We start from the raw sequence: 22,853 nt of genomic DNA on the forward strand, positions 1-22,853 counted from the left end.
AATGGCGAACACGTCTACGATCGCCCGGGACGGGGGCCAGTCCCCCGCCCCGGGTCGGCGCCGCAAGAGCCCCAACCGCCCCAACCGGGCCGGCGGGCTCCCCACCTGGGCGGTCCCGTACGTCCTGCTCGTGCCCGGCCTGCTGGTGATCGCTGGACTCCTGCTCTACCCCATGGTCCAGCTGACCGTCATGGCCTTCCAGAAGGTGGGCCTGGCCCAGGTCAGGGGTACCAGGCCGGCCGAATGGGTCGGCTGGGACAACTTCCAGAGAGTCCTGGACAACGAGATCTTCTGGTCCGCGCTGCGCAACACCATCATCTTCGCGGCCGTGACGGTGACCCTCACCCTCGTCGTGGGCACCGCCGTCGGGGTGCTCCTGCACAAGCTCGGCAAGAAGATGTCGCTGTTCGTCGTCATCGGCTGCATGTTCGCGTGGGCCGTGCCGCCCGTCGCGCAGGGCGTCATCTGGCGCTGGCTGTTCGACGCCGACGCGGGCGCCATCAACTGGGTGCTCAACCTGCTGCCCGACGGGCTGTCCGCCCTGCTGTTCGGCAGGGCCGATTGGACCGGCGAGCCCTGGCTGAACGACGCGTTCACCCTCTACGTGGTCCTGATCTTCTGTCTGGTGTGGGCGGGTTTCCCGTTCATCGCGGTCTCGGTGCTCGCCGGCCTCAAGGGCATCCCCGCCGAGCTCTACGAGGCGGCCAAGGTGGACGGCTCGGGCGCGTGGCGGACCTTCGGGAAGATCACCCTGCCGCTGCTCAGGCCGGTCTTCGCCGTCCTGACGATCCTGTCGATCATCTGGGACTTCAAGGTCTTCAGCCAGCTCTACGTGCTGATGAACGGCCCGACCAACCGTGAGGCGTTCAACCTGTCGATGTACGCCGTGGCCGAGGCGTTCAAGCCGCCGCAGAAGCTCGGCAGCGGCGCGGCCATCTCCGTGATCCTGACGATCATCCTGCTGATCATCACGGTGGTGTACGTCCGTCAGATCGTGAAGCAGGAGGAGATGTCATGACTCCGCTGGCCCGCAAGAGGCTCGGCAAGATCCTCCTCAACGGAGCAGGGGTCCTGGTCTTCCTCTACGCGACCTTCCCCGTGTACTGGATGGTCTCCACCGGCTTCAAGGCCAACGACCAGATCTTCACCACCGACTTCATCCTCTTCCCCACGCACTTCACCTTCGACCACTTCGCGCGGGTGCTCACCGAGGGCGTGGCGAACAACTCGATCTGGCTCTACATGCGCAACAGCGCGATCGTCGCGCTCGGCACCGTGCTGATCGGCTCGACGTTCGCGCTGCTGTCGGCCACGGCCATCGCCAGGTTCAGGTTCAAGGGGCGCGCGCCCTTCCTCATCGTGCTGCTGATCGTGCAGATGCTGCCCTCCGAGGGCCTGCTGATCCCGCTGTACATGATGGTCAAGCGCGTCGGCCTGGGCGACCAGCTGCTCGGCCTGATCGTCACGCAGGTGGCGCTCACCCTGCCCTTCGGCATCTGGATGCTGCGGACCTTCGTCGCCGCCGTGCCCAAGACCCTCGAGGAGGCGGCCTGGATCGACGGCGCCAGCCGGTTCACGACCTTCTGGAAGGTCCTGTTCCCACTGGTGGCGCCCGGCCTGGTGGCGACGAGCATCTTCTCGTTCATCACCGCGTGGAACGACCTGGTCTTCGCGCTCTACCTGATGTCCGGCTCGGAGGGCTACACCATGCCCGTCGCCCTCCAGTTCTTCTTCGGGCAGAAGGGCGTCGACTGGGGCGCGATCATGGCCGGTTCGACGCTGATGACGATCCCTGTCGTCATCTTCTTCCTTCTGGTGCAGCGCCGCATGGTCTCCGGCCTGGTGGCCGGCGCCGTGAAGGGCTGACCGAAACCCAGGTGCTCGTACGGCGCCGCACACCCACGCGGCCGCCGTACCTCACCCTGCCCACCGGCAGGGGGTACGGCTCGCGCCCCCGACAGCGGACGTGCGGGCCGTACCGGCTCCCTGCCCGTCAGAACCACCACACCCACGCCCCCGCACCGCCCGGCCACCGCACGGGCGCGGAGGGCTCGACCGCCGAAAAAGGGGAGTTTGTCAGATGAGCCGGAGAGATCGGGGGCTGCGCCGCCTTGCGGCCGGCACGCTGCTCGTCGCCTTCCAGGGCACCACCGCCCCGGACTGGATCCTGCGCGAGCTCGAGGACGGCCTCGGCGGCGTCACGCTCTTCGGTTTCAACGTCGCCGACCCCGCGCAGCTGAGCGAGCTCACCGCGACGCTGAAGGCCGCCGGCGAGCCGGTCATCTCGCTGGACGAGGAGGGCGGCGACGTCACCCGCCTGGCCTACCACGTCGGCAGCCCCTACCCGGGCAACGCCGCCCTCGGCGCCGTGGACGACGTGGAGCTGACCCACCGCGTCTACCGGGCGATCGGCGCGGAGCTGGCCGCCTGCGGCGTGAACCTCGACATGGCGCCGGACGCCGACGTCAACACCGCCGACGACAACCCGGTGATCGGCACCCGCTCGTTCGGCAACGACACCGCGCTGGTCGCCAGGCACACCGTCGCCGCCGTCCAGGGCCTGCAGTCGGTGAACGTGGCCGCCTGCGTCAAGCACTTCCCCGGCCACGGCGCCACCCGCGTCGACTCCCACCTGGCCGTCCCCGTGGTCGACGTCTCGCTGGACGTGCTGCGCGAGCGGGAGCTCGTGCCGTTCCAGGCCGCGATCAAGGCGGGCGCCAGGTCGGTCATGACCGCGCACGTCGCCGTACCGGTGATCACCGGCGACGAGCCCGCGACGCTGTCGGCCGCCGCGCTGACCGAGCTGCTCAGGGGCGAGCTCGGCTACGAGGGCGTCGTGATCACCGACGCCCTGGACATGCACGCGATCACCGACACCGTGGGCCTGGCCGGAGGCGCGTTGCGCACGCTGGCCGCCGGCTCCGACCTGCTGTGCCTCGGCCCCGTGCCGACCTACGACGACGTCCGGCAGGTCATCGCCGCGATCGTCGACGCGGTGGACGAGGGACGGCTGCCGCTGTCGCGCCTGGAGGAGGCGGCCGGGCGCGTGGCCGAGCTGCGGGCCTGGTTCGGCTCCGCCACCGGCGCCGCCGTCGAGGAGGGCGGCATCGGCCTGGACGCGGCGCGGCGGGCGGTCACCGTCACCGGCGCCACCAACCCGCTGCGCGACCCGCTGGTGATCGAGATCGACACCCCGCCCACCATCGCGGTCGGCGACGTCCCGTGGGGCCTGAAGCTACCCACCGCGGAGACCGTCAGGGTCAAACCCGCCGACGCCGACCTCGACACGCTGCTGCGCAGGGCCGCCGGCCGCTCGCTCGTCGTGGTGGTCAAGGACGCGCACCGCTACACCGACAGCAGGGACCTGGTCACCGCCCTGGTGAGCGCCCGTCCCGACGCCACCGTGATCGAGATGGGACTGCCGATCTGGCGCCCCGACAGCGCCGCCTACATCGCGACGTACGGCGCGGCGCGGGCGAACGCGCAGGCGGCCGTCGAGCTGCTGACCGCCTGATCAGGACGCGAAGAGCTCCTCGCGGGCCTGGTCGAGGGCAGCGAGGACCGCGCCGCGCAGGACGGGGTTGTCGGCCACCGCGGTGGTGACGACCTCCGGCCTGATCGGGCAGATCCTGGCCACGGCCTCCTCCACCCGCGCGGTGAGCGCCGAGCCGCCCGCCTTGCCGACCTCGCCGCCGAGCACGACCAGCCCGGGGTCGAGCACCACGCACACCGACGCGACGCCGAGCGCGATCCGGTGGGCGATCTCGTCGAGCAGCGGCTCGCCGCGCTCTCCCGCCGCGACCGCCTCGGCGATGCCGGCGAAGCCGTAACTCTGCGCCAGCTCCTGCACCGCGACCGCGCTGACCAGCGACTGCAGGCCGCCAGCCAGGGACGGCAGCCGCCCGGGCTCCGCCCTGATGTCCTCGGCGAGCGGCACGCCGGGCACCGGCAGGTAGCCGATCTCGCCCGCGCTGCCCGAGCGCCCCCGGTGGAGCCTGCCGCCGAGCATCACCGCGAGGCCGAGGCCGCGCCCCGCCCACAGCAGCACGAAGTCGTCGACCCCCTTGGCCGCTCCTGCGGCGCGCTCGGCCAGGGCGGCGAGGTTGACGTCGTTCTCGATCGTGACCTCGCGCTTGAGGTCGCCCGCCAGCGCCTCGTGGATGCCCTCGTGCCAGCCCGGCAGGTCGAAGGAGAAGCGCACGTCGCCGCTGCGCGGATCGACCACGCCCGGCGTGCCGATCACCACGCCGCGCAGCTTGGCCAGGCCGACCTTGGCGCTGCGGCAGGCCTTGACGACCGCGCTGTGGACGACGGAGACCGGGTCGTCGTGGCCGTTGGGGGCGACGGTGACCTCGGCGATCGTGCGCCCGTGGATGTCGGCGATCGCGGTGGAGACGAACTCGGGACCGACGTCGAGCCCGGCGACGTAGGCGCTGGAGGAGACGACGGAGTAGAGGGCGGCGTTGGGGCCGCGCCCGCCCGCCTGCTCGCCGACCACCTCGACCAGGCCGCGCTCCTCCAGGCGCGCGAGCGTCTGGGAGGCGGTCACCTTCGACAGGCCGGTGTGGTCGCCGATCTGGCCGCGGGTCATGGGCCCGGTGGCGAGCAGCAACTCCAATGCGGCCCGGTCGTTGATCTCCCTCAGCAACCTGGGCACACCAGGACGTCGCTCCACGCCCCAAAGCTTAGCCCCGTTGCCCAGTGGCGCGCATGACGTGAGGAAGGCTCACGCTCTCCCCCAGGGCCGCGTACGGCGCGCGCCTGCCGGGGTTGGTCGAGCGCATCCGCCGAGGTACCGCGCCTGCCGTACGCGGATCATCGGCCCATGCGGGTCCCCGCGCGTCTAACCAGTGTTGACCAGGAGGGATAATCGACAACATGCGCCTTTCCGCTCGTGTCGACTACGCCCTTCGTGCCGCCGCCGAACTCGCCGCAGCTGGAGCGGGTCCGACCACCGTGGGCGAACTCGCCAAAGAGCAGGACATGCCACCCAAGTACCTGGAGAACATCCTGCTCCAGATGCGCCGCGCGGGGCTCGTCCGCGGCCAGCGAGGCCCCGAGGGCGGCTACGTGCTGGCCAGGCCCGCGGCGGAGATCTCCCTGGCCGACGTGATCCGCGCGGTCGACGGCCCGCTGGCCAACGTGCGGGGCGAGCGCCCCGAGCACGTCGGCTACCGCGGCCCCGCCGAGTCGCTGCAGCAGGTGTGGATCGCCCTGCGCGCCACCGAACGGGCCATCCTCGAGGAGGTCACGCTCGATCACGTCGCCACCGGCGCCTTGCCGGAGAGCGTCCGGTCGCTCGCCGCCGACCCCGCCGCCTGGGACTGACCTCCCGCCCACCGCAACAGGGCGAGCGCGGCGCGCGCCAGGGCCGTGGACCGTCATGAGGAGGTCGCCGGTGACGAAGGTGAACGTGGTCAGGACCAGCGCGGGCAGCCTGACCGCCCTGCCGGACGAGTGGGTGGGCGCCCGTGCCCGAGGGTGACGCCGTCTACCGGACCGCCGCGCGCCTGCGCCAGGCGCTCGACGGCCGCGTGCTGACCAGGTCGGACTTCAGGGTGCCGCGCCACGCCACCGCCGACCTGACCGGGCGCGCCGTCACCGGGACCGTGTCGCACGGCAAGCACCTGCTCACCAGGGTCGAGGGCGGCCTGACCGTGCACACGCACCTGCGCATGGAGGGCAGCTGGGTCGTCATGCCGGCGGGACGCGGGCTGCCGCGCGGCGACACGGTACGGCTCGTCCTGGCCAACGCCACATGGCAGGCGGTCGGCCTCAGACTGGGGACGGTGGACCTGCTCAGGACCGAGCACGAGCACACCGTGATCGGCCACCTCGGCCCCGACCTGCTCGGCCCGGACTGGGATCAACGGGAAGCGGTCGCCAGGCTGTGTAGAAACCCGGACACGACGATCGGGGAGGCGCTGCTCGACCAGCGCAATCTCGCGGGAATTGGCACGATCTACCGCGCCGAGACACTGTTTCTCAAGGGCGTGTCACCCTGGCGTCCCGTCGGCTCCATCGCCGATCTCGACGGCCTGGTCTCGCTCGCCCAGCGGTTGCTGGCGGCGAACAAGGATCACGCGGCCACCGTCACCACAGGTGATCGCCGTCGCGGCTTCGAGACGTGGGTCTATGGCAGGGCTGGAAGACCCTGCCGCCGATGCGGATCTCGCATCAGGCGCGGGGAGATGGGGGCACAGCCACAGGAACGCCTGATCCTGTGGTGCGACCGCTGCCAACCGGGCTGAGCCCTGCTGTCAGGCGGCCACCATGTCCTTGACTTCGGGGAACACCGAGTCGCCGATCGACCCGGGCACGGTCTCGGACAGCGGCAGACGCTCCCGCTCCGGCACATCGGCGAGCACAGGGGCAGCCTGGAGCTCCGCCAGCGCGAACTGGTCGGAAACCTCACGCAACACCTGCGAGAGCGGCACGCCGAGGGCACCGCAGATCGAGGCCAACAGCTCGGAGGATGCCTCTTTCTGACCACGCTCGACCTCGGACAGGTAGCCCAGAGACACGCGCGCCAGCGTCGACACCTCACGCAGGGTGCGTCCCTGCCGCACCCTCAGCCGCCTCAGAACATCTCCAAGTAGCTGACGCAGCAGAATCATCTGTCGCTCCCTCCCCGGCGCGGTGGTCTTCACCGTGCCATGCGCGATCGGATCGTGCCGCCCGTTCTTTCGCTTCGCTTCGTACATACTCCTCGCCGTCATCATCGGACGCCTGCGCGGATCGTTGGGCCCGCCAGCCTGGCTCGCGGGGCTTGCAGATGGCTCACGGACCTCACTCACAGCTCCACCGTACCCGTATCCACCGACACCGCGTCAGACCGTGGTTCGCATGTTCGCTGGGGACGTAACACGGTAATCACCCGGAATGTTCCCCCACGTTGGCCTTCAGCACACCTGCGAGGAGATCAACGGCCTCGTCGACTGTCCGGTCCCTGATCCGGTCGCGAGAGCGCCCGCCCATGAGATCGCGATGCCAGATCCTGCCCTCAGGGCCGCTCAGCGCCACGTGAACAGTGCCGACGGCCTTGCCGTCCTGCGGGTCGGGGCCCGCCACCCCGGTGACCGCCAGGCCGTACGTGGCGCCGCAGAGCCGGGCCACCCCGCGGGCCATGGCCGCGGCGACCTCCGGATGGACCGCGCCCTCCCGCGCGAGCAGCTCCCCCGGTACGGCCAGCAGTTCCCGCTTCAGATCGGTGGCGTAGGAGATGACGCCGCCCCTGAAGGCCGCGGAGGCGCCGCCGGTCGCGGTGAAGGTCGCCCCCAGCAGCCCCCCGGTGAGCGACTCGGCCACGGCCAGCGTCGCCCCCTGCCGGATCAGCAGCTCGATCACGCCCGCGGCGCCCGGCACGTCCGTCCGCATCAGCTCACTCCGCTCTGGCCCGCTTGGCCACCTGTCTCAGCCTGATGGCGCGGATCACGTAGTCGGCGCCCGTGACGAGAGTCACCACCAGCGCGGCGCCCATGGCCACCCAGCGGATCACGTCGGGCACGTTGGGCAGCAGGTAGAGCACGATCGCCGTGATCTGCAGCACGGTCTTGACCTTGCCGCCGTAGCTGGCCGGGATGACACCGTGCCTGATCACGACGAACCGCAGGATCGTGATGCCGAACTCGCGGCCGAGGATCGCGATCGTGACCCACCAGGGCAGCTCGTCGAGTATCGACAGGCTCACCAGGGCCGCCCCGGTGAGCGCCTTGTCGGCGATCGGGTCGGCGATCTTCCCGAAGTCGGTGACCAGGTGGTAGCGCCTGGCCAGCTCCCCGTCGAGGTGGTCGGTGATCGAGGCCAGCCCGAACACCCCCAGGGCCGCGTATCTCCAGCCGGTGCCCGGCACGAAGAGGAAGACGACGAACAAGGGGACGAGCGCCAACCTGAGCACCGTGAGGACGTTGGCGATGTTCCACGGGCTCACCACCCGGCGCTCGTCTCGGGTCATGGACCGGCCTTGATTCGCGCGATCAGATCGACCCCCTCGGCATCGACCACGACCGCCCTGACGATCTGCCCTGGGACCAGGCCGATGCCCTGCACCGTGACGGAACCGTCGACCTCCGGGCCCTGGTGTGCCGCCCTGCCTTCGTAGCCGCCGTCGCCCAGGTCCTCCTCGATGAGCACGTCGACCTCGGTGCCGATGCGCTCCTCGGCCCGCTGCGAGGTCAGCTCCTCGGCCAGCTCGGTGAGGATCCGCACACGCTCGTCGACGATCTCCTGCTCGACCTTCGAGTCGAAGGTCGCCGCCTCGGTGCCGTCCTCGTCGGAGTAGCCGAACACGCCGATGACGTCGAGCCTGGCCTCCTCGAGGAAGCCGACCAGCTCGCCGAACTCCTCCTCGGTCTCGCCGGGGAAGCCCACGATGAAGTTGGAGCGGACGCCCGCCTCGGGCGCCTTGGCCCTGATCTGCTCCAGCAGGCCCAGGAAGCGCTCAGGGTCACCGAAACGGCGCATCCTGCGCAGGACGGTGCCGCTGGCGTGCTGGAAGGACAGGTCGAAGTAGGGGGCGATGCCCTCGGTCGCCGCGATCACGTCGAGCAGCCCGGGGCGCAGCTCGGCCGGCTGCAGGTAGCTGACCCGCACCCGTTCGACACCCTCGACCGCGGCCAGCTGCGGCAGCAGCTTCTCCAGCGCACGCAGGTCGCCCAGGTCCTTACCGTAGGAGGTGGAGTTCTCGCTCACCAGGACCAGCTCGCGGACCCCGCGGTGGGCCAGCCAGTCGGCCTCGGCCAGCAGCTCCTCGGGCGCGCGCGAGACGTAGGCGCCGCGGAAGGCGGGGATGGCGCAGAAGGAGCAGCGGCGGTCGCAGCCAGAGGCGAGCTTCAGCGAGGCGACGGGACTCTCGTCCAGACGCTTGCGCAGCACGCGGGGCCCGCTGGCGGGCGCCAGGCCCGCCGGCAGGTCGCCGTGCCCGGGGATGCTCGCCTTGGCGGCCGAGCGCTCCACCGGCGAGATCGGCAGAAGCGTGCGGCGGTCGCGCGGCGTGTGCGGCTTGAGCGGCCTGCCCTCCAGCACGTCGTCGAGGCGGGCACCGATCTCGGCGTAGTCGTCGAAGGAGATCACCGCGCTGGCCTCGGGCAGCGCCTCGGCCAGCTCGTTGCCGTAGCGCTCGGCCATGCAGCCCGCGGCCACGACCTTGGCCCCGGAGTCCGCGGCGGCCAGCAGCGTGTCGATGGAGTCTTTCTTCGCCGAGTCGATGAAGCCGCAGGTGTTGACGACGACGACGTCGGCATCGTCGTCGTCGCCCAGCTGCCAGCCGGCAGCATCAAGTCGCGCGGCGAGCTCCTCGGAGTCGACCTCGTTGCGCGCGCAGCCCAGAGTGATCAGCGATACGGTTCGGCGGGATGACATGGTGGACACTACGGTATCGGCACTTGGCCACTACCCGTCGCACCTCCCCCGCACTCGTCAGCGCGGACGCGGCGCCGAGACGCTGTAGGTGCGCCTGACCAGCTCGCCCCGCGCGCCCGGCGACCCCAGCTCCTTGCCGTTGACCTGCAGCGACACCGCGCCCGCGTCGTGGATGGTCATCCGCACCGTCTTCTTGGCCGTCCACGTGGACGTCTTGCCCGCCGGCAAGGTGCCCGCGAAGAGCTTGCGCCCGTCAGCGTCGCGCACGTTGAGGTACGACGACCGCTTGGCCCGCACCTTGACGGTCACCATGTCGGACTTCTTCTGGGTGGACAGCGCCGCCGCACGGCGGGCCGGACCCGCGTTGGGCACGTTCGGCGGCACGCTCGGCCGCGAGGAGACCGGCTGGATGTCGGCCGTCGGCACGTCGCCCGACCCGCCCATCGCCCTGACGACGCCGAAGATCACGACGATGGTCAGCGCGACGCCCAGGGCCATCGTCCAGTTGGGGCCCCTGCGCTCGCGCAGCTTGAGCCCCTTGAAGTTCTGGAAGACGGCGGCGGCGCGCAGCGGCTGCGACACCCCGGCGTGCTGGGCGTCGTAGCGCTGGACCATCGCCTCGGGGTCGACGCCGACCGCCTTGGCGATCGCCCTGACGTGGCCTCTGGCGTAGAAGTCGCCGCCGCACATGGAGAAGTCGTCCCGCTCGATGGCGTACAGGAGCGCCTCGCGAATCCGGGTGGTCGCGCTCAGCTGGCCCACCGTCAGCCCCGCCGCCTGCCTCGCCTGGGCCAGTACAGCCCCCATGCTCTGATCGTTCACAACGACGCCTCCCCGCCCCCGACGTTGCGTAGTTACTCCTATTCAATCAGTTATCGTCGGCAACGGTGCGCAGGGGTCACTCTCCCCGCAAGTCGGCCAGCAGACCGGGCAGATCGTCGGGCTTCAGCAGCACCTCGCGCGCCTTGGAACCCTCGCTCGGGCCGACGACGCCGCGCGACTCCAGCAGGTCCATGAGACGGCCCGCCTTCGCGAACCCGACCCTGAGCTTGCGCTGGAGCATCGACGTCGAGCCGAACTGGGTGGTGACGATCAGCTCGGCGGCCTGGATCAGCACGTCGAGGTCGTCGCCGATGTCCTCGTCGATCTCCTTCTTGACCGCCACGGCGGCCACGTCGTCGCGGTACTCGGCCTGCATCTGCTGCTTGCAGTGGGAGACGATCCCGGCGATCTCCTTCTCGGAGACGAACGCGTTCTGGATGCGGATCGGCTTGCTCGCGCCCATCGGCAGGAAGAGCGCGTCGCCCTGGCCGACCAGCTTGTCGGCGCCCGGCTGGTCGAGGATGACGCGGGAGTCGGTGAGCGAGGAGACCGCGAAGGCCAGCCGGGACGGCACGTTGGCCTTGATGAGGCCGGTGACGACGTCCACGCTCGGCCGCTGGGTGGCGATGACCAGGTGGATGCCCGCCGCGCGCGCCAGCTGCGTGATGCGGACGATGGAGTCCTCGACGTCGCGCGGGGCGACCATCATGAGGTCGGCCAGCTCGTCGACGATCACCAGCAGGTAGGGGTAGGGCTGGTAGACGCGCTCGCTGCCGGGCGGCGGCACCAGCTTGCCCGCCTTGACGGCCTTGTTGAACTCGTCGACGTGCCGGAAGCCGCTGGCGGCCAGGTCGTCGTAGCGGCGGTCCATCTCGCCCACCACCCATTCGAGGGCCTCGGCGGCCTTCTTCGGATTGGTGATGATCGGCGTGATCAGGTGGGGGATGCCCTCGTAGACCGACAGCTCCACGCGCTTGGGGTCGACGAGCACCATGCGCACCTCGTCAGGGGTGGCGCGCATGAGGATCGAGGTGATGAGGCCGTTGACGCAGACGGACTTGCCCGCGCCGGTGGCGCCCGCGATGAGCAGGTGCGGCATCTTGGCCAGGTTCGCCACGATGGTGCGGCCCTCGACGTCCTTGCCGAGCCCCACGATCATCGGGTGGTGGTCGGCCTGGGCGACCTGCGAGCGCAGCACGTCGCCGAGCGCGACCAGGTCCTTGTCGGCGTTGGGGATCTCCACCCCGATCGCCGACTTGCCGGGGATCGGGGACAGGATCCGCACGTCCGCCGACTTCACCGCGTAGGCGATGTTCTTGGTGAGCGCGGTGACCTTCTCCACCTTCACGGCCGGGCCGAGCTCGATCTCGTAGCGCGTGACCGTCGGGCCGCGGGTGAAGCCGATCACCTGCGCGTCGATGCCGAACTGCTCCAGCACGCTGGTCAGCGCGTTGACGACGGTGGTGTTCGCCTTGGTCTGCGGCTTGGGCAGGGTGCCGGGACTGAGCGCCTGCAGGTCGGGCAGCACGTACGGGCCCGCCTGCGGCGACAGCACCAGCTGCTCCACCTTGCGCGGCGCCGGCGTCGGCTCGGGCGGCGCGGCGACCGGCCGCGGCGGCTCGGGCGCCTCCTGCGGCTCGTCCTCGACCAGCCCGGGGACGATCTCCGGAGAGTGCCGCTCCTTCTCCGACAGGACCGGGCTGTCGTACGGCTTGGCCCCGTCGGGCGGCTCCGGCTTCTTGGTCCTGACCCGCTTCTTCACCGGCTCGCTCGGCCTGGGCGCGGCGCCGCCCTTGTCGAAGAGCATGTGGCGCAGCTCGGCCAGCCGTTCGGGGATCCGGTGCACCGGCGTGGCGGTGATCACCAGCACGCCGAATCCCGACAGGAGCAGCAGCAGCGGGATCGTCACCCACGCGGGCAGAATGCTCGCCGGCGGCGCCGAGACGATGAACCCCACCATGCCGCCGGCCGCCGAGATCTTGTCCATGCCGTCGGTGGCGTCGCCCGCCGGGTACGGCACGTCGTTGACCACGTGGACGACCCCGAGCACGCCGGTGAGCAGCGCGCTCCAGCCGATCACCATGCGCCCGGTGTCGGCGTTCTGGTCGGGATGGCGCAGGAAGCGCCAGGCCAGCAGACCGAGCAGCAGCGGGATCGCCCACGCCAGCGAGCCGAAGACGCCGTGCATGACGGCGCTGACCACCTCGGAGACCGTGCCGCGCGACTGGCGCCACGTCATGGCGGCCAGCACGATCGCGCCCGCCAGCACCGCCAGGCCGACCCCGTCGCGCCGGTGGGCGGGATCGAGCTCGCGCGCCTGGTTGCCCAGGGCTCTGGCGGCGCTGCCGATGCCGTTGGCCATCAGCATCCACAGGCCGACGATCAACTTGCCGATCATGGTGAAGACCCAGCTGATCGGGTCCTGGTGGGTGGCGGGGGGTCTGCGGGCGGGCGCCGACGTCTTCTTCGAGCGCGTGGCTGACGGGGATGTCGTCCGCTTGGCCGGAGTCGAGCGTGACGAGGTCGGTCGCTTCGCCGGCCCCTTCGATGCGCCTTTCGGCGTACGGGTGGCCATGATGCCAAAGGTACGTCGGAGACAGTGTCGATGCGGTGGAGGCTCGCCGATATCCCCGACGTCGAGATTGCGAGCTCTTTCGGGTTTGGTGCGCGGTGGGCGGCGGGCCGGCCCCGCCAGGCGGCTTGCCGCGGTCAGGCGGCTTGTCGCGGTCAGGCGGCTTGTCGCGGTCAGGCGGCTTGTCGCGGTCAGGCAGGGAAGCGGTAGATCGTCGTCGAGGTGTAGGTCTCGCCCGGCCGCAGCACCGTCGAGGGGAAGTGCGGCTGGTTGGGCGAGTCGGGGAAGTGCTGCGTCTCCAGGCAGAACCCGGCGTGCCTGCCGTACGGCGTGGCCACCCCGTCGAGCATCCCGCCCGCGTAGAACTGCACGCCCGGCTCGGTGGTGGAGACCTCCATCACCCGCCCGCTGACCGGCTCGACCACCCTGATCCCGCCGTCGAGGACGAAGCAGTGGTCCTCCCAGCCGCCGATGCGCCGGGGCTCGGTGAAGTCGAAGTCCGTGCCCTTCACGGGGGCCGTCTCGCCCGTGGGGATCTTCTGCTCGTCCACCGGGAGGTAGTGCGGGGCCGCCATCCGCAGCACGTGACCCAGCACGTCGCCGCCACCCGCGAGGTTGAAGTAGCTGTGGTTGGTCAGGTTGACCACGGTGGGCGCGTCGGTGCGGGCCCGGTAGTCGAGCCGCAGGGCGCGTCCGTCCAGGGTGTAGGTGATCGAGGCGGTCAGCGTCCCCGGGTAGCCCTGGTCGCCGTCGGGGCTGACCAGTTCGAGGGTGACGGCCGCAGTGGAGGCGGCGGTCACGCGCCAGATCCGCCTGTCGAACCCGTCGACGCCGCCGTGCAGGCTGTTGGGCCCGTTGTTGACCGGTAGCTGGTGGGTGGTGCCGTCGAGCGTGAAGCGGCCGCGGGCGATGCGGTTGCCGTACCGGCCGACGACGGCGCCGAAGTAGCGGCTGCGGGTGCGGTACTCCTCAGGGTCCTCCAGGCCGAGGACCACGTTCACGCCGTCCACCTCCAGCGACTGCAGGGCCGCGCCGTAGGTCAGGACGGCCGCGCGCATCCCCTCGCAGGACAGTTCGTGACGCTCGATGCTCATCCGCGTGCCTCCTCCGCCGACCCGACGCCCACCCGGGCATCTCCCCGACCCGACCCGACGCTCACCTGCGCTGACGACCCGCACCTCGCTGCGCGACCCGGCACGACCCGACGCTCACCAGGACACGACCCCGGCACGACTCAACGCTGACCGGGACACGACCCGGCACGACCCAACGCGCTCCAGGACACCCCGGCACTACCCGACGCTCACCTGCGCGCCTCGGCTGTCGACTCGCGGACGACCAGGCTGGTCTCCAGCGTCGTCACCCCCGGGGCGCCCGCGGCGTCGACGGGGTTCAGCAGCATGTCGACGGCCATGCGTCCCGCCGCCGCCGTCGGCATCGCGATCGTGGTCAGCCTGGGGCTGCCGAACCTGCCGGGCAGGATGTCGTCCACCCCGATGACGCTGACGTCGCGCGGCACCTGCGTGTCGCGTTCGGCCAGACCCTCCATCAGCCCGATGGCCACCAGGTCGTTGTAGGCGAGCACGCCCGTGGCGCCGGAGGCGATCACGTCGGTCACGGCCGACCTGCCGCCGAGCTCGGTGGGCGGGTTGGGGCCGAGGAAGACCACGTCCGCCTCACCTGCCGTGGCGGCCGCCTGCATCTCCTTGCTCGTCCACGACCCGCTGGGACCGGTCACCAGCGCGATCCTGCGGTGCCCCAGCGCGACCAGGTGCTCGATCGCCTGCCGGGCGCCCCTGCCGACGTCCATCAGCACCGTCGACATGTCCTTCACCCTGCGGTTGACGACCACGAGTGGCACCTGCTCGCCCAGCCGCTCGATCGTGCTGTTCGCCAGGCGCGGACCGCACAGCAGCACGCCGTCGACCTGCTTGGCGAAGGCCTGGATCAGTTCCTCCTCCACCTGCGGGTCCTCGTCGGTGTCGGCCACGAACACGTGGTAGTCGCGCAGCCGGGCCTGCGCCTGGGCCGCCTTGATCAGCGACGAGAAGAACGGGTTGGCGATGTCGGCCACGATCAACCCGAGGTTGTGGGTCCTGCCGGTGGTGAGCGCCCTCGCCGCCCGGTTCGGCCGGTAGCCGAGGTCGTCGGCCACGGCGAGCACCCTGGTGCGCGTCTCGGCGTTCACCAGATGGGGCGCGGAGAAGGTGCGCGACACCGTCGACACGTGCACGCCTGACGCCCGCGCGACGTCCCTGATCGTCACCGCCACAGCAGGCCTCCCTCGACCACTGGCCGCACTCTAGTGCAATCGGTTGTAGCGGCGTCAATCAGCCGGACCAGGACTTACTCGTTGTCACCGCGTCCCGTCAGCGCTGCTCCAACCATCGCTTGACGGCTCCCCGCCGTACCCGAATACTCCGGTGCAACCGGTTGCTACATCGAGCCTCGGGAGTGGGGTAGCCGATGACACGAACACTGGTGACGGGCAGCGCGGGACGGCTCGGCCGCAGCGTCGTCGTCGCATTGGCGCAGGCGGGTCACGAGGTGATCGGCGTCGACACCGCACCGGGCACTCCCCCGCAGGCCGCCGCCACCCTGCCCGCCGACCTGACCGACCTCGGCCAGGCCTACGAGGTCATGACCCGGTTCCGGCCGGACAACGTGGTCCACCTGGCCGCGATCGCCACCCCCTTCAGCAGGACGGAAGGGGTGACCTTCCGCACCAACACCCAGCTGGCCTTCAACGTGTGTGAGGCGTCCGCCGCCACCGGCGTCGCCGGCGTCGTGGTGGCCGGCAGCCCCACCGTCATCGGGTACGGCACGCCCGCCTGGCGGCCCCGGTACCTGCCGATCGACGAGGAGCACCCCACCGAGCCGTGGAACGCCTACAGCCTGTCCAAGCAGGTCGCCGAGCAGGTGACGGCCACCTTCGCGCGCGCCTCCCGCACCAGGTTCGCGGCCGTCCGGCCGTGCTACGTCGTCGCGCCCGAGGAATGGGCGGGAGCCCCCACCCAGCAGGGCCACACAATCGCCGAGCGGCTGGACCGGCCGGAGCTCGCGGCGGTCTCGCTGTTCAACTACATCGACGCCAGGGACGCCGCCGATCTCGTCACCGCCCTGCTCGACCGGCTGCCCGGCGTCCCCAGCGGCGAGGTGTTCTTCGCGGGCGCCGCCGACGCGCTGGCCCGCGCGCCGCTGGCCGAGCTCCTGCCCGAGATCCTCCCCGGTACGGCGGCCGCCGCGCACACCCTCACCGGCGCCGCCCCCGCCTTCACCTCGGCCAAGGCCGAGCGGCTGCTCGGCTGGACGGCCAAGCGGAGCTGGCGCACCGAGCTGGCCGGGGCATGACCACCGAGCTGCGCGTCAGCGCCCGCACCGCCGAGCTCCTCCGCCCGTGGGGGCCGGACGTGCCGTACAACCACGTCGTGGTCGTGCGGATCACGCTGGACGGGCCTCCTTCGGCGCGCTGGGGCTGCTGGCCGAGCCGTACCCGGTGAGCTTCGCGGGCGCGAAGGTGACGGTCGGCGGCCACCGGGGGTTGGGTCTGCTGTTCCGCTGATCCACCCGGCCCGGCAGAAGGCCGACCTGACACCGACCCACATCACCCCTGCCGAGCCGCCCGGATCCGACCCGAGCCAGAGCCGACGTGACACCGACCCACATCACGCCGGCCCAGTCGCCTGGGTCCGACGCGGGACGCCCTGCCGGGGACCTCGTCGTGTGGGCGCTACAGGGGCTGCAACCGTTTGGTGCTGGCCTTGCTCGGCCGGGACCAGTGACTGATGCAACCGGTTGCATTAGTGATGGAGGTGATCATGTTACGTGGCCTGCTCGCCGTCACCCTGCCGGCCCTCGGGCTCACCGCCCTGCCCGCCGACGCCGCCCCGCGCCCCGAAACCGCCTCGTCCGCGCAAGCCCTCCCTCCGGAAGCCGTCCCGCCCGCGGAAAGCGCCGCGCCTGCCCTCCCGCCCGTGGAAGCCGCACCGCCCTCCCGCCCGGTTGCCGGCGCCCCCGCCATGGGACACGTTCACCGTCCCCGAGCAGGGCGCCTACCGGCTTCACGCCAGAGTGATCGCCGCCACCGACGGCGACGACTCCTTCTGGGTCAGGTCGGACGGCGGCGCGTGGACGCAGCGGAACGGGATCCCGCTCGGCACCTCCTGGCACTGGGCCGAGGTCCCGGTCGCCTACACCCTGTCGCCCGGCACCCACACGATCGCCTTCGCCTACCGGGAGGACGGTGCCAGGCTCGACCGGGTGGCCCTGACCAGCGACACCGCCTTCACCCCGGAGGCCGGATGACCGATCCGGGCGCGGGCGCGGTCACCAGCGTCCGCCCAGCTCGCGCAGCGTGAACAGCCCGCCGACCCGGTCATGGAGGGGCTCGGCCAGGTCGGGTTCGCCCTGTGCGGCGACGAGCGGAGCCGCGTGCCCCTCGGAGTCGTCCCGCGGCTCGTAGCCGATCGCCCTGGCCTCCTGCAGCGACCACCACCGTCGCGCGTTGTCGGACACTCCCCACACCACGTGGTACCCGGTGGCGCGCATCGCCGCCTCCAGCAGCCGGGCGCAGTCGCCCGGCGAGATCCAGGTGGCCAGCCCTCTGGTGTCGCCGGAGCCCTCGTTGCAGGTGCCGAGCCTGATGACCGTCACGTTGATGCCGAACCTGTCGTGGTAGAGGCTGCCCAGCGCCTCCATCACGACCTTGCTCACGCCGTAGAGGGTGTCGGGCCGGGGGAAGGCGTAGTCGGGCAGGTCGGCCCCGCCGGCGGGGCGGGTGTGGAAGCCGGCCGCGTGGTGGCTGCCCATGAGGACGACGTGCCGTACCCCTTCCTGGCGGGCGGCCTCCAGCAGCACGTACGTGCCGTTCATGTTGGCGTCGACGATGTCGGCCCACGGGTGTTCGCGGCTCTGGCCGCCGAGATGGATGACGGCGTCGACGCCTTTCATGGCCGAGGCCATGGCGTCGGCGTCGGTCAGGTCGGCGGTCACGACCTCCTCCCCGGGTCCGGCCTGCAGGGGGAGCACGTCGGACAGGCGGAGGATCCGTCCCTCACGGGCGAGGAGAGGGCGGAGCAGGGTGCCGACTTTCCCGGCAGCGCCGGTGACAAGGATGCGCATGGTGACTGTTGTACACGCCTCTGGCGTGAATTCACATACATGGAATGTTGACGCGATGCAGGCCAGTCGTTACGTTCACATGAACGAATGACACATTCGCGAAGCGTGTCCACGTATGTGAACGAGGAGGCGGTCTGATGCCACGCCATCTGCTCGGGGCCGCGTTAGTCACGGCGCTCGCCGTCACCCTGTCCGGCTGCGGTTCCGGCGGGGGTTCGGGTGACCAGGCGCTGGAGATCTGGATCCGGCAGGCACCGGACTCCGACTCCGCCAAGACCGCCGTCAAGCTGGCCGACGCCTTCACCAAGGCCAGCGGCGTCAAGACCAAGGTCGTCGCCCTCTTCGACGACTTCGAGACCAAGCTGCAGCAGCAGGCGGCGCAGAAGAACCTGCCCGACATCGTCATCAACGACACCGCCCAGCTCGGCAACATGCAGACGCAGGGCTGGCTGCGGGAGGTCGACAAGGCCAGGATCAAGGGCGGCGACCAGCTGTCGGACCGGGCGTGGCAGGCCGCGCAGGCCGGCAACGGCAAGTACTACGCGGCGCCGTTCTCCGCGCAGGCGTTCGCGCTGATCATCCGCAAGGACTGGAGGGAGAAGGTCGGCCTCCAGCCTCCGCAGAGCTGGGACGACCTGGCGAAGCTGGCCAAGGCGTTCACCGAGCAGGACCCCGACGGCAACGGCCAGAAGGACACCTACGGCTTCGTCGCCCCCGCCGGCACCAAGCGCGGCTACGCCTCCTGGTACGCCTCCTCGATGATCTACGCCAACGGCGGCACGTTCCTCACCGACAACGGCGGCGGCCGGTTCGCCCCCGCGGTCGCCGACCCCAGGACGGTCGAGGCGGTCACGTGGCTGCAGAACCAGTTCTGCGTCGCCAGGACGGTCAACCCCGGCGCGGTCAGCAACGACACCACCGTCACCCACGAGGTCTTCGAGAAGGGCCAGGGCGGCATCTACCTGGTCGGGCCGTACGTGCTGGCCCGGTTCGTCAAGAGCATCGGCACCGACAGGCTCGAGGTCGTCAAGGTGCCGAAGGGCCCCTCCGGCGGTCCCGGCACGCTGGGCGAGGGCGAGAACGTCTACCTGATGGCCGGCTCGGCCGACGAGGAGGGCCAGCAGAAGTTCGCCGAGTTCGCCGTCTCGCCCGAGGGCCAGAGGATCGGCATGAACAAGGACGCCAACGGCGCGATCGTCAGGCTGCCGGTCAACAGGACCGTGGACGTGTCCGCCGAGCGGACCGATCCGCGGTGGAAGGTGTTCCAGGACGCCTACGCCGACGCCGTCTACAGCTCCCCCGTCCCCAACTGGGCGCCCATCAGGCAGACCTCGGCCGACGCCATCAACGCGGTGTGGGCCGACTGCGGCGCCGACGTGAAGACGGCCATGGACGGCCTGGCCACCAGGCTGAGCGCGGAACTGCGGGCCCAGAAGGCATCGTGACCACGACGCTCGCGCGGCCCGAGCAGCGCACGGCTTCGCGTCACCGTCCCGGGCAGGGGCGGTGGCGCGGCACCGCCGTCGCGTGGCTGTTCCTCGCCCCCGCCCTGATCCTGTTCCTGTACTTCAAGTTCATCCCCATGTTCGAGGGCCTGCGGATGAGCTTCTTCAAGGTCCAGCCCTTCCTGGGCGACGAGTGGGTCGGGCTCGGCAACTACCGGACGATCATGTCGGACGACGCGTTCGTCAGCGCGGTCTCGCACAGCGTCGTCCTGGCCGCGGGCACGACGGTCGGCTCGCTGGTCCTCGGCCTGGTGCTCGCCCTGCTCGTCGAGGGGCCCGCCCGCTACCTGTGGTTCGTCAGGACGGCGGCGTTCCTGCCGGTGGTCACCACGATGGCGGCGGTGGCCGAGGTGTGGCGGATCATGTACCACCCTGACGCCAGCGGCCTGCTCAACAGCGTGCTGGGCTGGGTCGCCGTCGACCCCCAGCCGTTCCTGGCCAGCGAGGACTCCTCGCTCTGGTCGATCATGGGGATGAGCGTCTGGCGCGGCACGCCGTACGACATGATGATCTTCCTGGCGGGCCTGGTCGGGATCGACAGGACCCTGTACGAGGCGGCGGCCGTGGACGGCGCCGGCACGTGGTCGAGGCTGCGCCACATCACGCTGCCCGCGCTGCGTCCGGTCTTCTGGATCCTCTTCACGCTGGCCGCCATCCGCGGGCTGCGGGTGTTCGTCGAGGTGTACGTGCTCACCAACGGCGGGCCGAACGGCTCGTCCGAGGTGCTCATGACCCTCATCTACAAGCTCGGCTTCCAGCGCAGCGAGCTGGGCGTCGCCGCGGCCGGAGGCGTCGTGCTGTTCGCCGCCACGCTCGCGCTCACCGTGCTGGTCCAGCTGATGCGCAGGAGGCGGCCGGCATGAGATTCGACAGCGCGCTGGGCCTGGAGGCGCGCGGGGGGCCGCTGGCGACGGCGGGCAAGGTCCTGGTCTACTCCGTGATGGTGCTGGTCTTCACCGGGCCGCTGGTCGGACTGCTGGTCAGCGCCTTCAGCAGGACGCTCGACCCGACCGGCTTCACGCTGTGGCCCGACGAGTTCACGCTGGAGAACTTCGCCCAGGCCGCGGACAAGAACGTCTACCTCTACCTGGTCAACTCCTTCGTCGTCGTCGGGTTCGGTCTCGCGCTGCAGATGACGGTGAGCGTCTTCGCCGCCTACTCGCTGGCCCGCAAGCGGTTCAGGGGCATGTCGTTCGTGCTGCTGATCATGCTGGCCACGATGATGCTGCCCGAGGAGATCATCGCGATTCCCCTCTCGCTGGTGCTGGCCGACATGCCGCTCCTCCACGCGAACCTGATCGACTCCTACGCGGGAATGATCCTGCCGGTCGGCGCGTGGGGCTTCTCGATCCTCGTCATGACCGAGTTCATGAAGGAGGTGCCCGTCGAGCTGGAGGAGGCGGCGAAGATCGACGGCGCGGGCGAGCTGCGCACGTTCTTCACGATCATCCTGCCGCTGTGCAAGCCCGCGCTGGGCGTGATCGGCGTCTTCGGGTTCACCATGATCTGGGACCAGTACCTGCTGCCGCTGATCGTGGCCAACGAGTCGAGCCACTGGACGCTGCCGATCGCGCTGCGCTCGCTCCGCTCGGACGAGGAGGTCGGCATCGGGGTGCTGCTGGCGGCGTCGCTGCTGGCGCTGCTGCCTTCGGTGATCGCCTTCCTGGCCTTCCAGCGGCAGTTCATGCGTGGCCTGACCAGCGGCGCCGTCAAAGGGTAGATGTCCATGTACATGGATGGCATCCATTATTCTGTCAGGCATGGAGCCCTCGATGGTCAAGTCAGCCGAGCGAACGGTCCGCATCCTGGAAACCCTGGCGGCCTCGCCCGAACGGTTGACCCTGTCGGAGCTCCAGCAGCGCACCGGCTTCCCGCGCAGCAGCCTGCACGCCCTCATGCGCACCCTCGCCGGGCTCAGGTGGGTCGAGACGGAGCCCGGCGCCTCGGCCTTCGGGATCGGGCCGCACGCCCTGCTGACCGGCACCGCCTACCTCGACAAGGATCCCGCCCTGCCGCTGGCGCACGACACGCTGGAGGACCTGCGGGAGGAGATCGGGCACACGGTCCACTTCGCCCGGCGCGACGACGCGCACGTGCTCTACCTTGCCACCCGGGAGTCGCGCGACCGGCATGCGGTCTCCAGGGTGGGCCGCCGGCTGCCCGCGAGCGTGACCGCGCTCGGGCAGGCACTGCTGGCGCAGCTGACCGACGACGAGGTGGCCGCGCTGCTGCCCGACCCGCTGCCCGCGCTCACCGAGCACTCGATCACCGATCTGGCCAAGCTCACCGACGAGCTCGATCAGGTACGCGCCCGCGGCTACGCGCTCGAGCGAGAGCAGGGCACACCTGGCGTGGCCTGCGTGGCCGTGGCCGTGGACTACCGCATCCCCGCCACCGACGCCATCAGCTGCTCGATGCCCGCGGACCTGGCCCGCGAGGAGATCGAGCGGATCGCCGAGGCGGTCATCAGCCACACCCGCAGGTTGGCTGCCACTCTGCGCCGGGAGGGCATCCGATAACACATCATCCGGCGCGTTCTCTGGAGGAAAGAAATGCGTCTTGATGGTGTTCTGTTCTTCCCCGTGACCCCCTTCGGGGCCGACGGCTCCGTGAACGGCCAGGCGCTGGCCGCGCACGTGGCCAAGGGGGTCACGGCGGGGGCCGGAGGGGTGTTCGCCGCCTGCGGCACCGGCGAGTTCAACGCCCTGGCGCTGGACGAGTACTCCGCCGTGGTGGCCACCTCCGTGTCCGCCGCCTCCGGGCGGGTGCCCGTGCTGTCCGGAGCGGGCGGGTCGTTGCCGTTCGCCCAGGCCTGCGCGCGGGCCGCGGCGGAGGCGGGCGCCGACGGGCTGCTGCTGATGCCGCCCTACCTGGTGACCGCCCCCGCCGCGGGCCTGGTCTCCTACGTCCGGCAGGTCGCGGCCGCCACCGACCTGCCGATCATCGTCTACCAGCGCGGCACGGCCCGCTTCACGCCCTCGGCGGTGGCCGAGCTGACCGGACTGCCCAACGTCATCGGCTTCAAGGACGGCCTGGGCGACTTCGACCTGCTGCAGCGGATCATCCTTCGCGTACGGCAGGCGACGGACCGCCCGTTCACGTTCTTCAACGGGCTGCCGACGGCCGAGCTGACGGTTCCGGCGTATCGGGGCCTCGGAGTGCCGCTGTACTCCAGCGCGGTCTTCGCCTTCGCCCCGGAGATCGCGCTGACCTTCCACAAGGCGGTCACGGGCGGGGACGAGGTGATGGTGCAGCGCCTGCTCACGCGCTTCTACCTGCCACTGGTGGAGCTGCGGGACCAGGTGCCCGGCTACGCGGTGTCGCTGGTCAAGGCGGGCGTACGGCTGCGCGGGCTGGACGTCGGCGGCGTGCGGGCGCCGCTGGTGGACCCGTCGCCCGGCCACGTCGCCGAGCTGGAGCGGATCATCGCGGCGGGGCTGGAGCTGGCGGGGTAACCCCACGGCCCGTCCTGC

General features: G+C 70.8%; 23 protein-coding genes. 13 read left to right on the forward strand and 10 right to left on the reverse strand.

All coding sequences use genetic code 11. From position 1 onward, the window contains the following. Position 1: 1 nt before the first annotated feature. The 3 genes from ACWEVS_RS11675 to ACWEVS_RS11685 all read left to right on the forward strand — a co-directional run bounded on the left by ACWEVS_RS11675 (position 2) and on the right by ACWEVS_RS11685 (position 3,514). Positions 2–1,018, forward strand: coding sequence for a carbohydrate ABC transporter permease (locus ACWEVS_RS11675; RefSeq protein WP_452551218.1), 1,017 nt, complete (start codon positions 2–4; stop codon positions 1,016–1,018). After that, complete coding sequence (locus ACWEVS_RS11680; protein ID WP_354906670.1) at positions 1,015–1,866, forward strand: carbohydrate ABC transporter permease; 852 nt, start codon at positions 1,015–1,017, stop codon at positions 1,864–1,866. The genes ACWEVS_RS11675 and ACWEVS_RS11680 overlap by 4 nt, the downstream gene beginning before the upstream one ends. A 214-nt stretch (positions 1,867–2,080) precedes the next feature. Beyond that, positions 2,081–3,514, forward strand: coding sequence for a glycoside hydrolase family 3 protein (locus ACWEVS_RS11685; RefSeq protein WP_354906671.1), 1,434 nt, complete (start codon positions 2,081–2,083; stop codon positions 3,512–3,514). Here ACWEVS_RS11685 and ACWEVS_RS11690 read toward each other — a convergent pair whose 3' ends face one another. Continuing rightward, positions 3,515–4,675 (reverse strand): ROK family transcriptional regulator, encoded by a 1,161-nt coding sequence (locus tag ACWEVS_RS11690; RefSeq protein ID WP_449916854.1) that lies wholly within the window; start codon positions 4,673–4,675, stop codon positions 3,515–3,517. It abuts the gene before it with no gap. Between the two features lie 203 nt (positions 4,676–4,878). Here ACWEVS_RS11690 and ACWEVS_RS11695 point away from each other — a divergent pair, with 203 nt between their 5' ends. Both ACWEVS_RS11695 and ACWEVS_RS11700 read left to right on the forward strand, forming a co-directional pair. Further along, the gene (locus ACWEVS_RS11695; protein WP_354906673.1) at positions 4,879–5,328 is read left to right on the forward strand and encodes an RrF2 family transcriptional regulator; all 450 of its coding nucleotides are present in this window, start codon (positions 4,879–4,881) and stop codon (positions 5,326–5,328) included. 143 nt (positions 5,329–5,471) lie between these two features. Next, positions 5,472–6,251: a DNA-formamidopyrimidine glycosylase family protein gene (locus tag ACWEVS_RS11700; protein WP_452551219.1), complete on the forward strand. Its 780-nt coding sequence runs from the start codon at positions 5,472–5,474 to the stop codon at positions 6,249–6,251. Positions 6,252–6,260: 9 nt separating this feature from the next. Here ACWEVS_RS11700 and ACWEVS_RS11705 read toward each other — a convergent pair whose 3' ends face one another. The 8 genes from ACWEVS_RS11705 to ACWEVS_RS11740 form a co-directional block, all read right to left on the reverse strand. After that, a complete protein-coding gene (locus ACWEVS_RS11705; protein ID WP_354906842.1) occupies positions 6,261–6,617 on the reverse strand; it encodes a helix-turn-helix domain-containing protein in 357 nt (118 codons plus the stop codon). A 256-nt stretch (positions 6,618–6,873) separates the two neighbouring features. Then, positions 6,874–7,377, reverse strand: a complete 504-nt coding sequence (locus tag ACWEVS_RS11710) for a CinA family protein (RefSeq protein ID WP_449916861.1) — start codon at positions 7,375–7,377, stop codon at positions 6,874–6,876. Between the two features lie 4 nt (positions 7,378–7,381). Further along, positions 7,382–7,954 (reverse strand): CDP-diacylglycerol--glycerol-3-phosphate 3-phosphatidyltransferase, encoded by a 573-nt coding sequence (pgsA, locus tag ACWEVS_RS11715; RefSeq protein WP_354906676.1) that lies wholly within the window; start codon positions 7,952–7,954, stop codon positions 7,382–7,384. After that, complete coding sequence (gene rimO / locus ACWEVS_RS11720; protein WP_354906677.1) at positions 7,951–9,360, reverse strand: 30S ribosomal protein S12 methylthiotransferase RimO; 1,410 nt, start codon at positions 9,358–9,360, stop codon at positions 7,951–7,953. Before rimO ends, pgsA begins: the two co-directional genes overlap by 4 nt. 57 nt (positions 9,361–9,417) lie before the next feature. Further along, the gene (locus ACWEVS_RS11725; protein ID WP_449916864.1) at positions 9,418–10,167 is read right to left on the reverse strand and encodes a helix-turn-helix domain-containing protein; all 750 of its coding nucleotides are present in this window, start codon (positions 10,165–10,167) and stop codon (positions 9,418–9,420) included. Between the two features lie 91 nt (positions 10,168–10,258). Then, a complete protein-coding gene (locus tag ACWEVS_RS11730) occupies positions 10,259–12,580 on the reverse strand; it encodes a DNA translocase FtsK 4TM domain-containing protein (protein ID WP_452551221.1) in 2,322 nt (773 codons plus the stop codon). A 365-nt stretch (positions 12,581–12,945) separates the two neighbouring features. Beyond that, positions 12,946–13,848 carry an aldose epimerase family protein gene (locus ACWEVS_RS11735; protein WP_452551223.1) on the reverse strand — a complete coding sequence of 301 codons (903 nt, stop codon included), beginning with the start codon at positions 13,846–13,848 and terminating at the stop codon, positions 12,946–12,948. A 209-nt stretch (positions 13,849–14,057) separates the two neighbouring features. Beyond that, on the reverse strand, positions 14,058–15,026 hold the full coding sequence (locus ACWEVS_RS11740) for a LacI family DNA-binding transcriptional regulator (RefSeq protein WP_452551225.1): 969 nt from the start codon (positions 15,024–15,026) through the stop codon (positions 14,058–14,060). 194 nt (positions 15,027–15,220) lie between these two features. On the opposite strand from ACWEVS_RS11740, the gene ACWEVS_RS11745 reads away from it, so the two are divergent. The 3 genes from ACWEVS_RS11745 to ACWEVS_RS11755 all read left to right on the forward strand — a co-directional run bounded on the left by ACWEVS_RS11745 (position 15,221) and on the right by ACWEVS_RS11755 (position 17,059). Beyond that, the gene (locus ACWEVS_RS11745; protein ID WP_452551227.1) at positions 15,221–16,105 is read left to right on the forward strand and encodes an NAD-dependent epimerase/dehydratase family protein; all 885 of its coding nucleotides are present in this window, start codon (positions 15,221–15,223) and stop codon (positions 16,103–16,105) included. After that, positions 16,102–16,254 carry a hypothetical protein gene (locus ACWEVS_RS11750; protein ID WP_452551228.1) on the forward strand — a complete coding sequence of 51 codons (153 nt, stop codon included), beginning with the start codon at positions 16,102–16,104 and terminating at the stop codon, positions 16,252–16,254. The genes ACWEVS_RS11745 and ACWEVS_RS11750 overlap by 4 nt, the downstream gene beginning before the upstream one ends. A gap of 502 nt (positions 16,255–16,756) precedes the next feature. Further along, positions 16,757–17,059: a hypothetical protein gene (locus ACWEVS_RS11755; RefSeq protein ID WP_452551230.1), complete on the forward strand. Its 303-nt coding sequence runs from the start codon at positions 16,757–16,759 to the stop codon at positions 17,057–17,059. 21 nt (positions 17,060–17,080) lie between these two features. On the opposite strand, the gene ACWEVS_RS11760 is transcribed toward ACWEVS_RS11755, so the two are convergent. Continuing rightward, the gene (locus ACWEVS_RS11760; protein ID WP_452551232.1) at positions 17,081–17,875 is read right to left on the reverse strand and encodes an NAD-dependent epimerase/dehydratase family protein; all 795 of its coding nucleotides are present in this window, start codon (positions 17,873–17,875) and stop codon (positions 17,081–17,083) included. A gap of 137 nt (positions 17,876–18,012) precedes the next feature. Between ACWEVS_RS11760 and ACWEVS_RS11765 the strand changes: the two genes are divergently transcribed. The 5 genes from ACWEVS_RS11765 to ACWEVS_RS11785 are packed head-to-tail and all read left to right on the forward strand — an operon-like array spanning position 18,013 to position 22,835. After that, complete coding sequence (locus ACWEVS_RS11765) at positions 18,013–19,320, forward strand: sugar ABC transporter substrate-binding protein (protein WP_452551234.1); 1,308 nt, start codon at positions 18,013–18,015, stop codon at positions 19,318–19,320. Continuing rightward, a complete protein-coding gene (locus ACWEVS_RS11770; RefSeq protein WP_452412719.1) occupies positions 19,317–20,243 on the forward strand; it encodes a carbohydrate ABC transporter permease in 927 nt (308 codons plus the stop codon). The genes ACWEVS_RS11765 and ACWEVS_RS11770 overlap by 4 nt, the downstream gene beginning before the upstream one ends. After that, positions 20,240–21,100 carry a carbohydrate ABC transporter permease gene (locus tag ACWEVS_RS11775; protein ID WP_354906688.1) on the forward strand — a complete coding sequence of 287 codons (861 nt, stop codon included), beginning with the start codon at positions 20,240–20,242 and terminating at the stop codon, positions 21,098–21,100. Before ACWEVS_RS11770 ends, ACWEVS_RS11775 begins: the two co-directional genes overlap by 4 nt. A gap of 40 nt (positions 21,101–21,140) precedes the next feature. Further along, positions 21,141–21,899 (forward strand): IclR family transcriptional regulator, encoded by a 759-nt coding sequence (locus ACWEVS_RS11780; protein WP_354906689.1) that lies wholly within the window; start codon positions 21,141–21,143, stop codon positions 21,897–21,899. A 33-nt stretch (positions 21,900–21,932) separates the two neighbouring features. Next, entirely contained in the window at positions 21,933–22,835 is a 903-nt protein-coding gene (locus ACWEVS_RS11785; protein WP_452551236.1) for a 5-dehydro-4-deoxyglucarate dehydratase, read from the forward strand. Positions 22,836–22,853 lie beyond the last annotated feature (18 nt).

It is taken from the genome of Nonomuraea sp. NPDC003754 (genome assembly GCF_053605785.1).

Bases quoted from the DNA above. Each gene is read 5' to 3' on its own strand.
- ACWEVS_RS11675 (WP_452551218.1), top strand. From the start codon at position 2: ATGGCGAACACGTCTACGATCGCCCGGGACGGGGGCCAGTCCCCCGCC.
- ACWEVS_RS11680 (WP_354906670.1), top strand. From the start codon at position 1,015: ATGACTCCGCTGGCCCGCAAGAGGCTCGGCAAGATCCTCCTCAACGGA.
- ACWEVS_RS11685 (WP_354906671.1), top strand. From the start codon at position 2,081: ATGAGCCGGAGAGATCGGGGGCTGCGCCGCCTTGCGGCCGGCACGCTG.
- ACWEVS_RS11695 (WP_354906673.1), top strand. From the start codon at position 4,879: ATGCGCCTTTCCGCTCGTGTCGACTACGCCCTTCGTGCCGCCGCCGAA.
- ACWEVS_RS11705 (WP_354906842.1), bottom strand. From the start codon at position 6,617: ATGATTCTGCTGCGTCAGCTACTTGGAGATGTTCTGAGGCGGCTGAGG.
- ACWEVS_RS11710 (WP_449916861.1), bottom strand. From the start codon at position 7,377: ATGCGGACGGACGTGCCGGGCGCCGCGGGCGTGATCGAGCTGCTGATC.
- pgsA (WP_354906676.1), bottom strand. From the start codon at position 7,954: ATGACCCGAGACGAGCGCCGGGTGGTGAGCCCGTGGAACATCGCCAAC.
- rimO (WP_354906677.1), bottom strand. From the start codon at position 9,360: ATGTCATCCCGCCGAACCGTATCGCTGATCACTCTGGGCTGCGCGCGC.
- ACWEVS_RS11725 (WP_449916864.1), bottom strand. From the start codon at position 10,167: ATGGGGGCTGTACTGGCCCAGGCGAGGCAGGCGGCGGGGCTGACGGTG.
- ACWEVS_RS11730 (WP_452551221.1), bottom strand. From the start codon at position 12,580: ATGATCGGCAAGTTGATCGTCGGCCTGTGGATGCTGATGGCCAACGGC.
- ACWEVS_RS11735 (WP_452551223.1), bottom strand. From the start codon at position 13,848: ATGAGCATCGAGCGTCACGAACTGTCCTGCGAGGGGATGCGCGCGGCC.
- ACWEVS_RS11745 (WP_452551227.1), top strand. From the start codon at position 15,221: ATGACACGAACACTGGTGACGGGCAGCGCGGGACGGCTCGGCCGCAGC.
- ACWEVS_RS11750 (WP_452551228.1), top strand. From the start codon at position 16,102: ATGACCACCGAGCTGCGCGTCAGCGCCCGCACCGCCGAGCTCCTCCGC.
- ACWEVS_RS11760 (WP_452551232.1), bottom strand. From the start codon at position 17,875: ATGCGCATCCTTGTCACCGGCGCTGCCGGGAAAGTCGGCACCCTGCTC.
- ACWEVS_RS11765 (WP_452551234.1), top strand. From the start codon at position 18,013: ATGCCACGCCATCTGCTCGGGGCCGCGTTAGTCACGGCGCTCGCCGTC.
- ACWEVS_RS11775 (WP_354906688.1), top strand. From the start codon at position 20,240: ATGAGATTCGACAGCGCGCTGGGCCTGGAGGCGCGCGGGGGGCCGCTG.
- ACWEVS_RS11780 (WP_354906689.1), top strand. From the start codon at position 21,141: ATGGAGCCCTCGATGGTCAAGTCAGCCGAGCGAACGGTCCGCATCCTG.
- ACWEVS_RS11785 (WP_452551236.1), top strand. From the start codon at position 21,933: ATGCGTCTTGATGGTGTTCTGTTCTTCCCCGTGACCCCCTTCGGGGCC.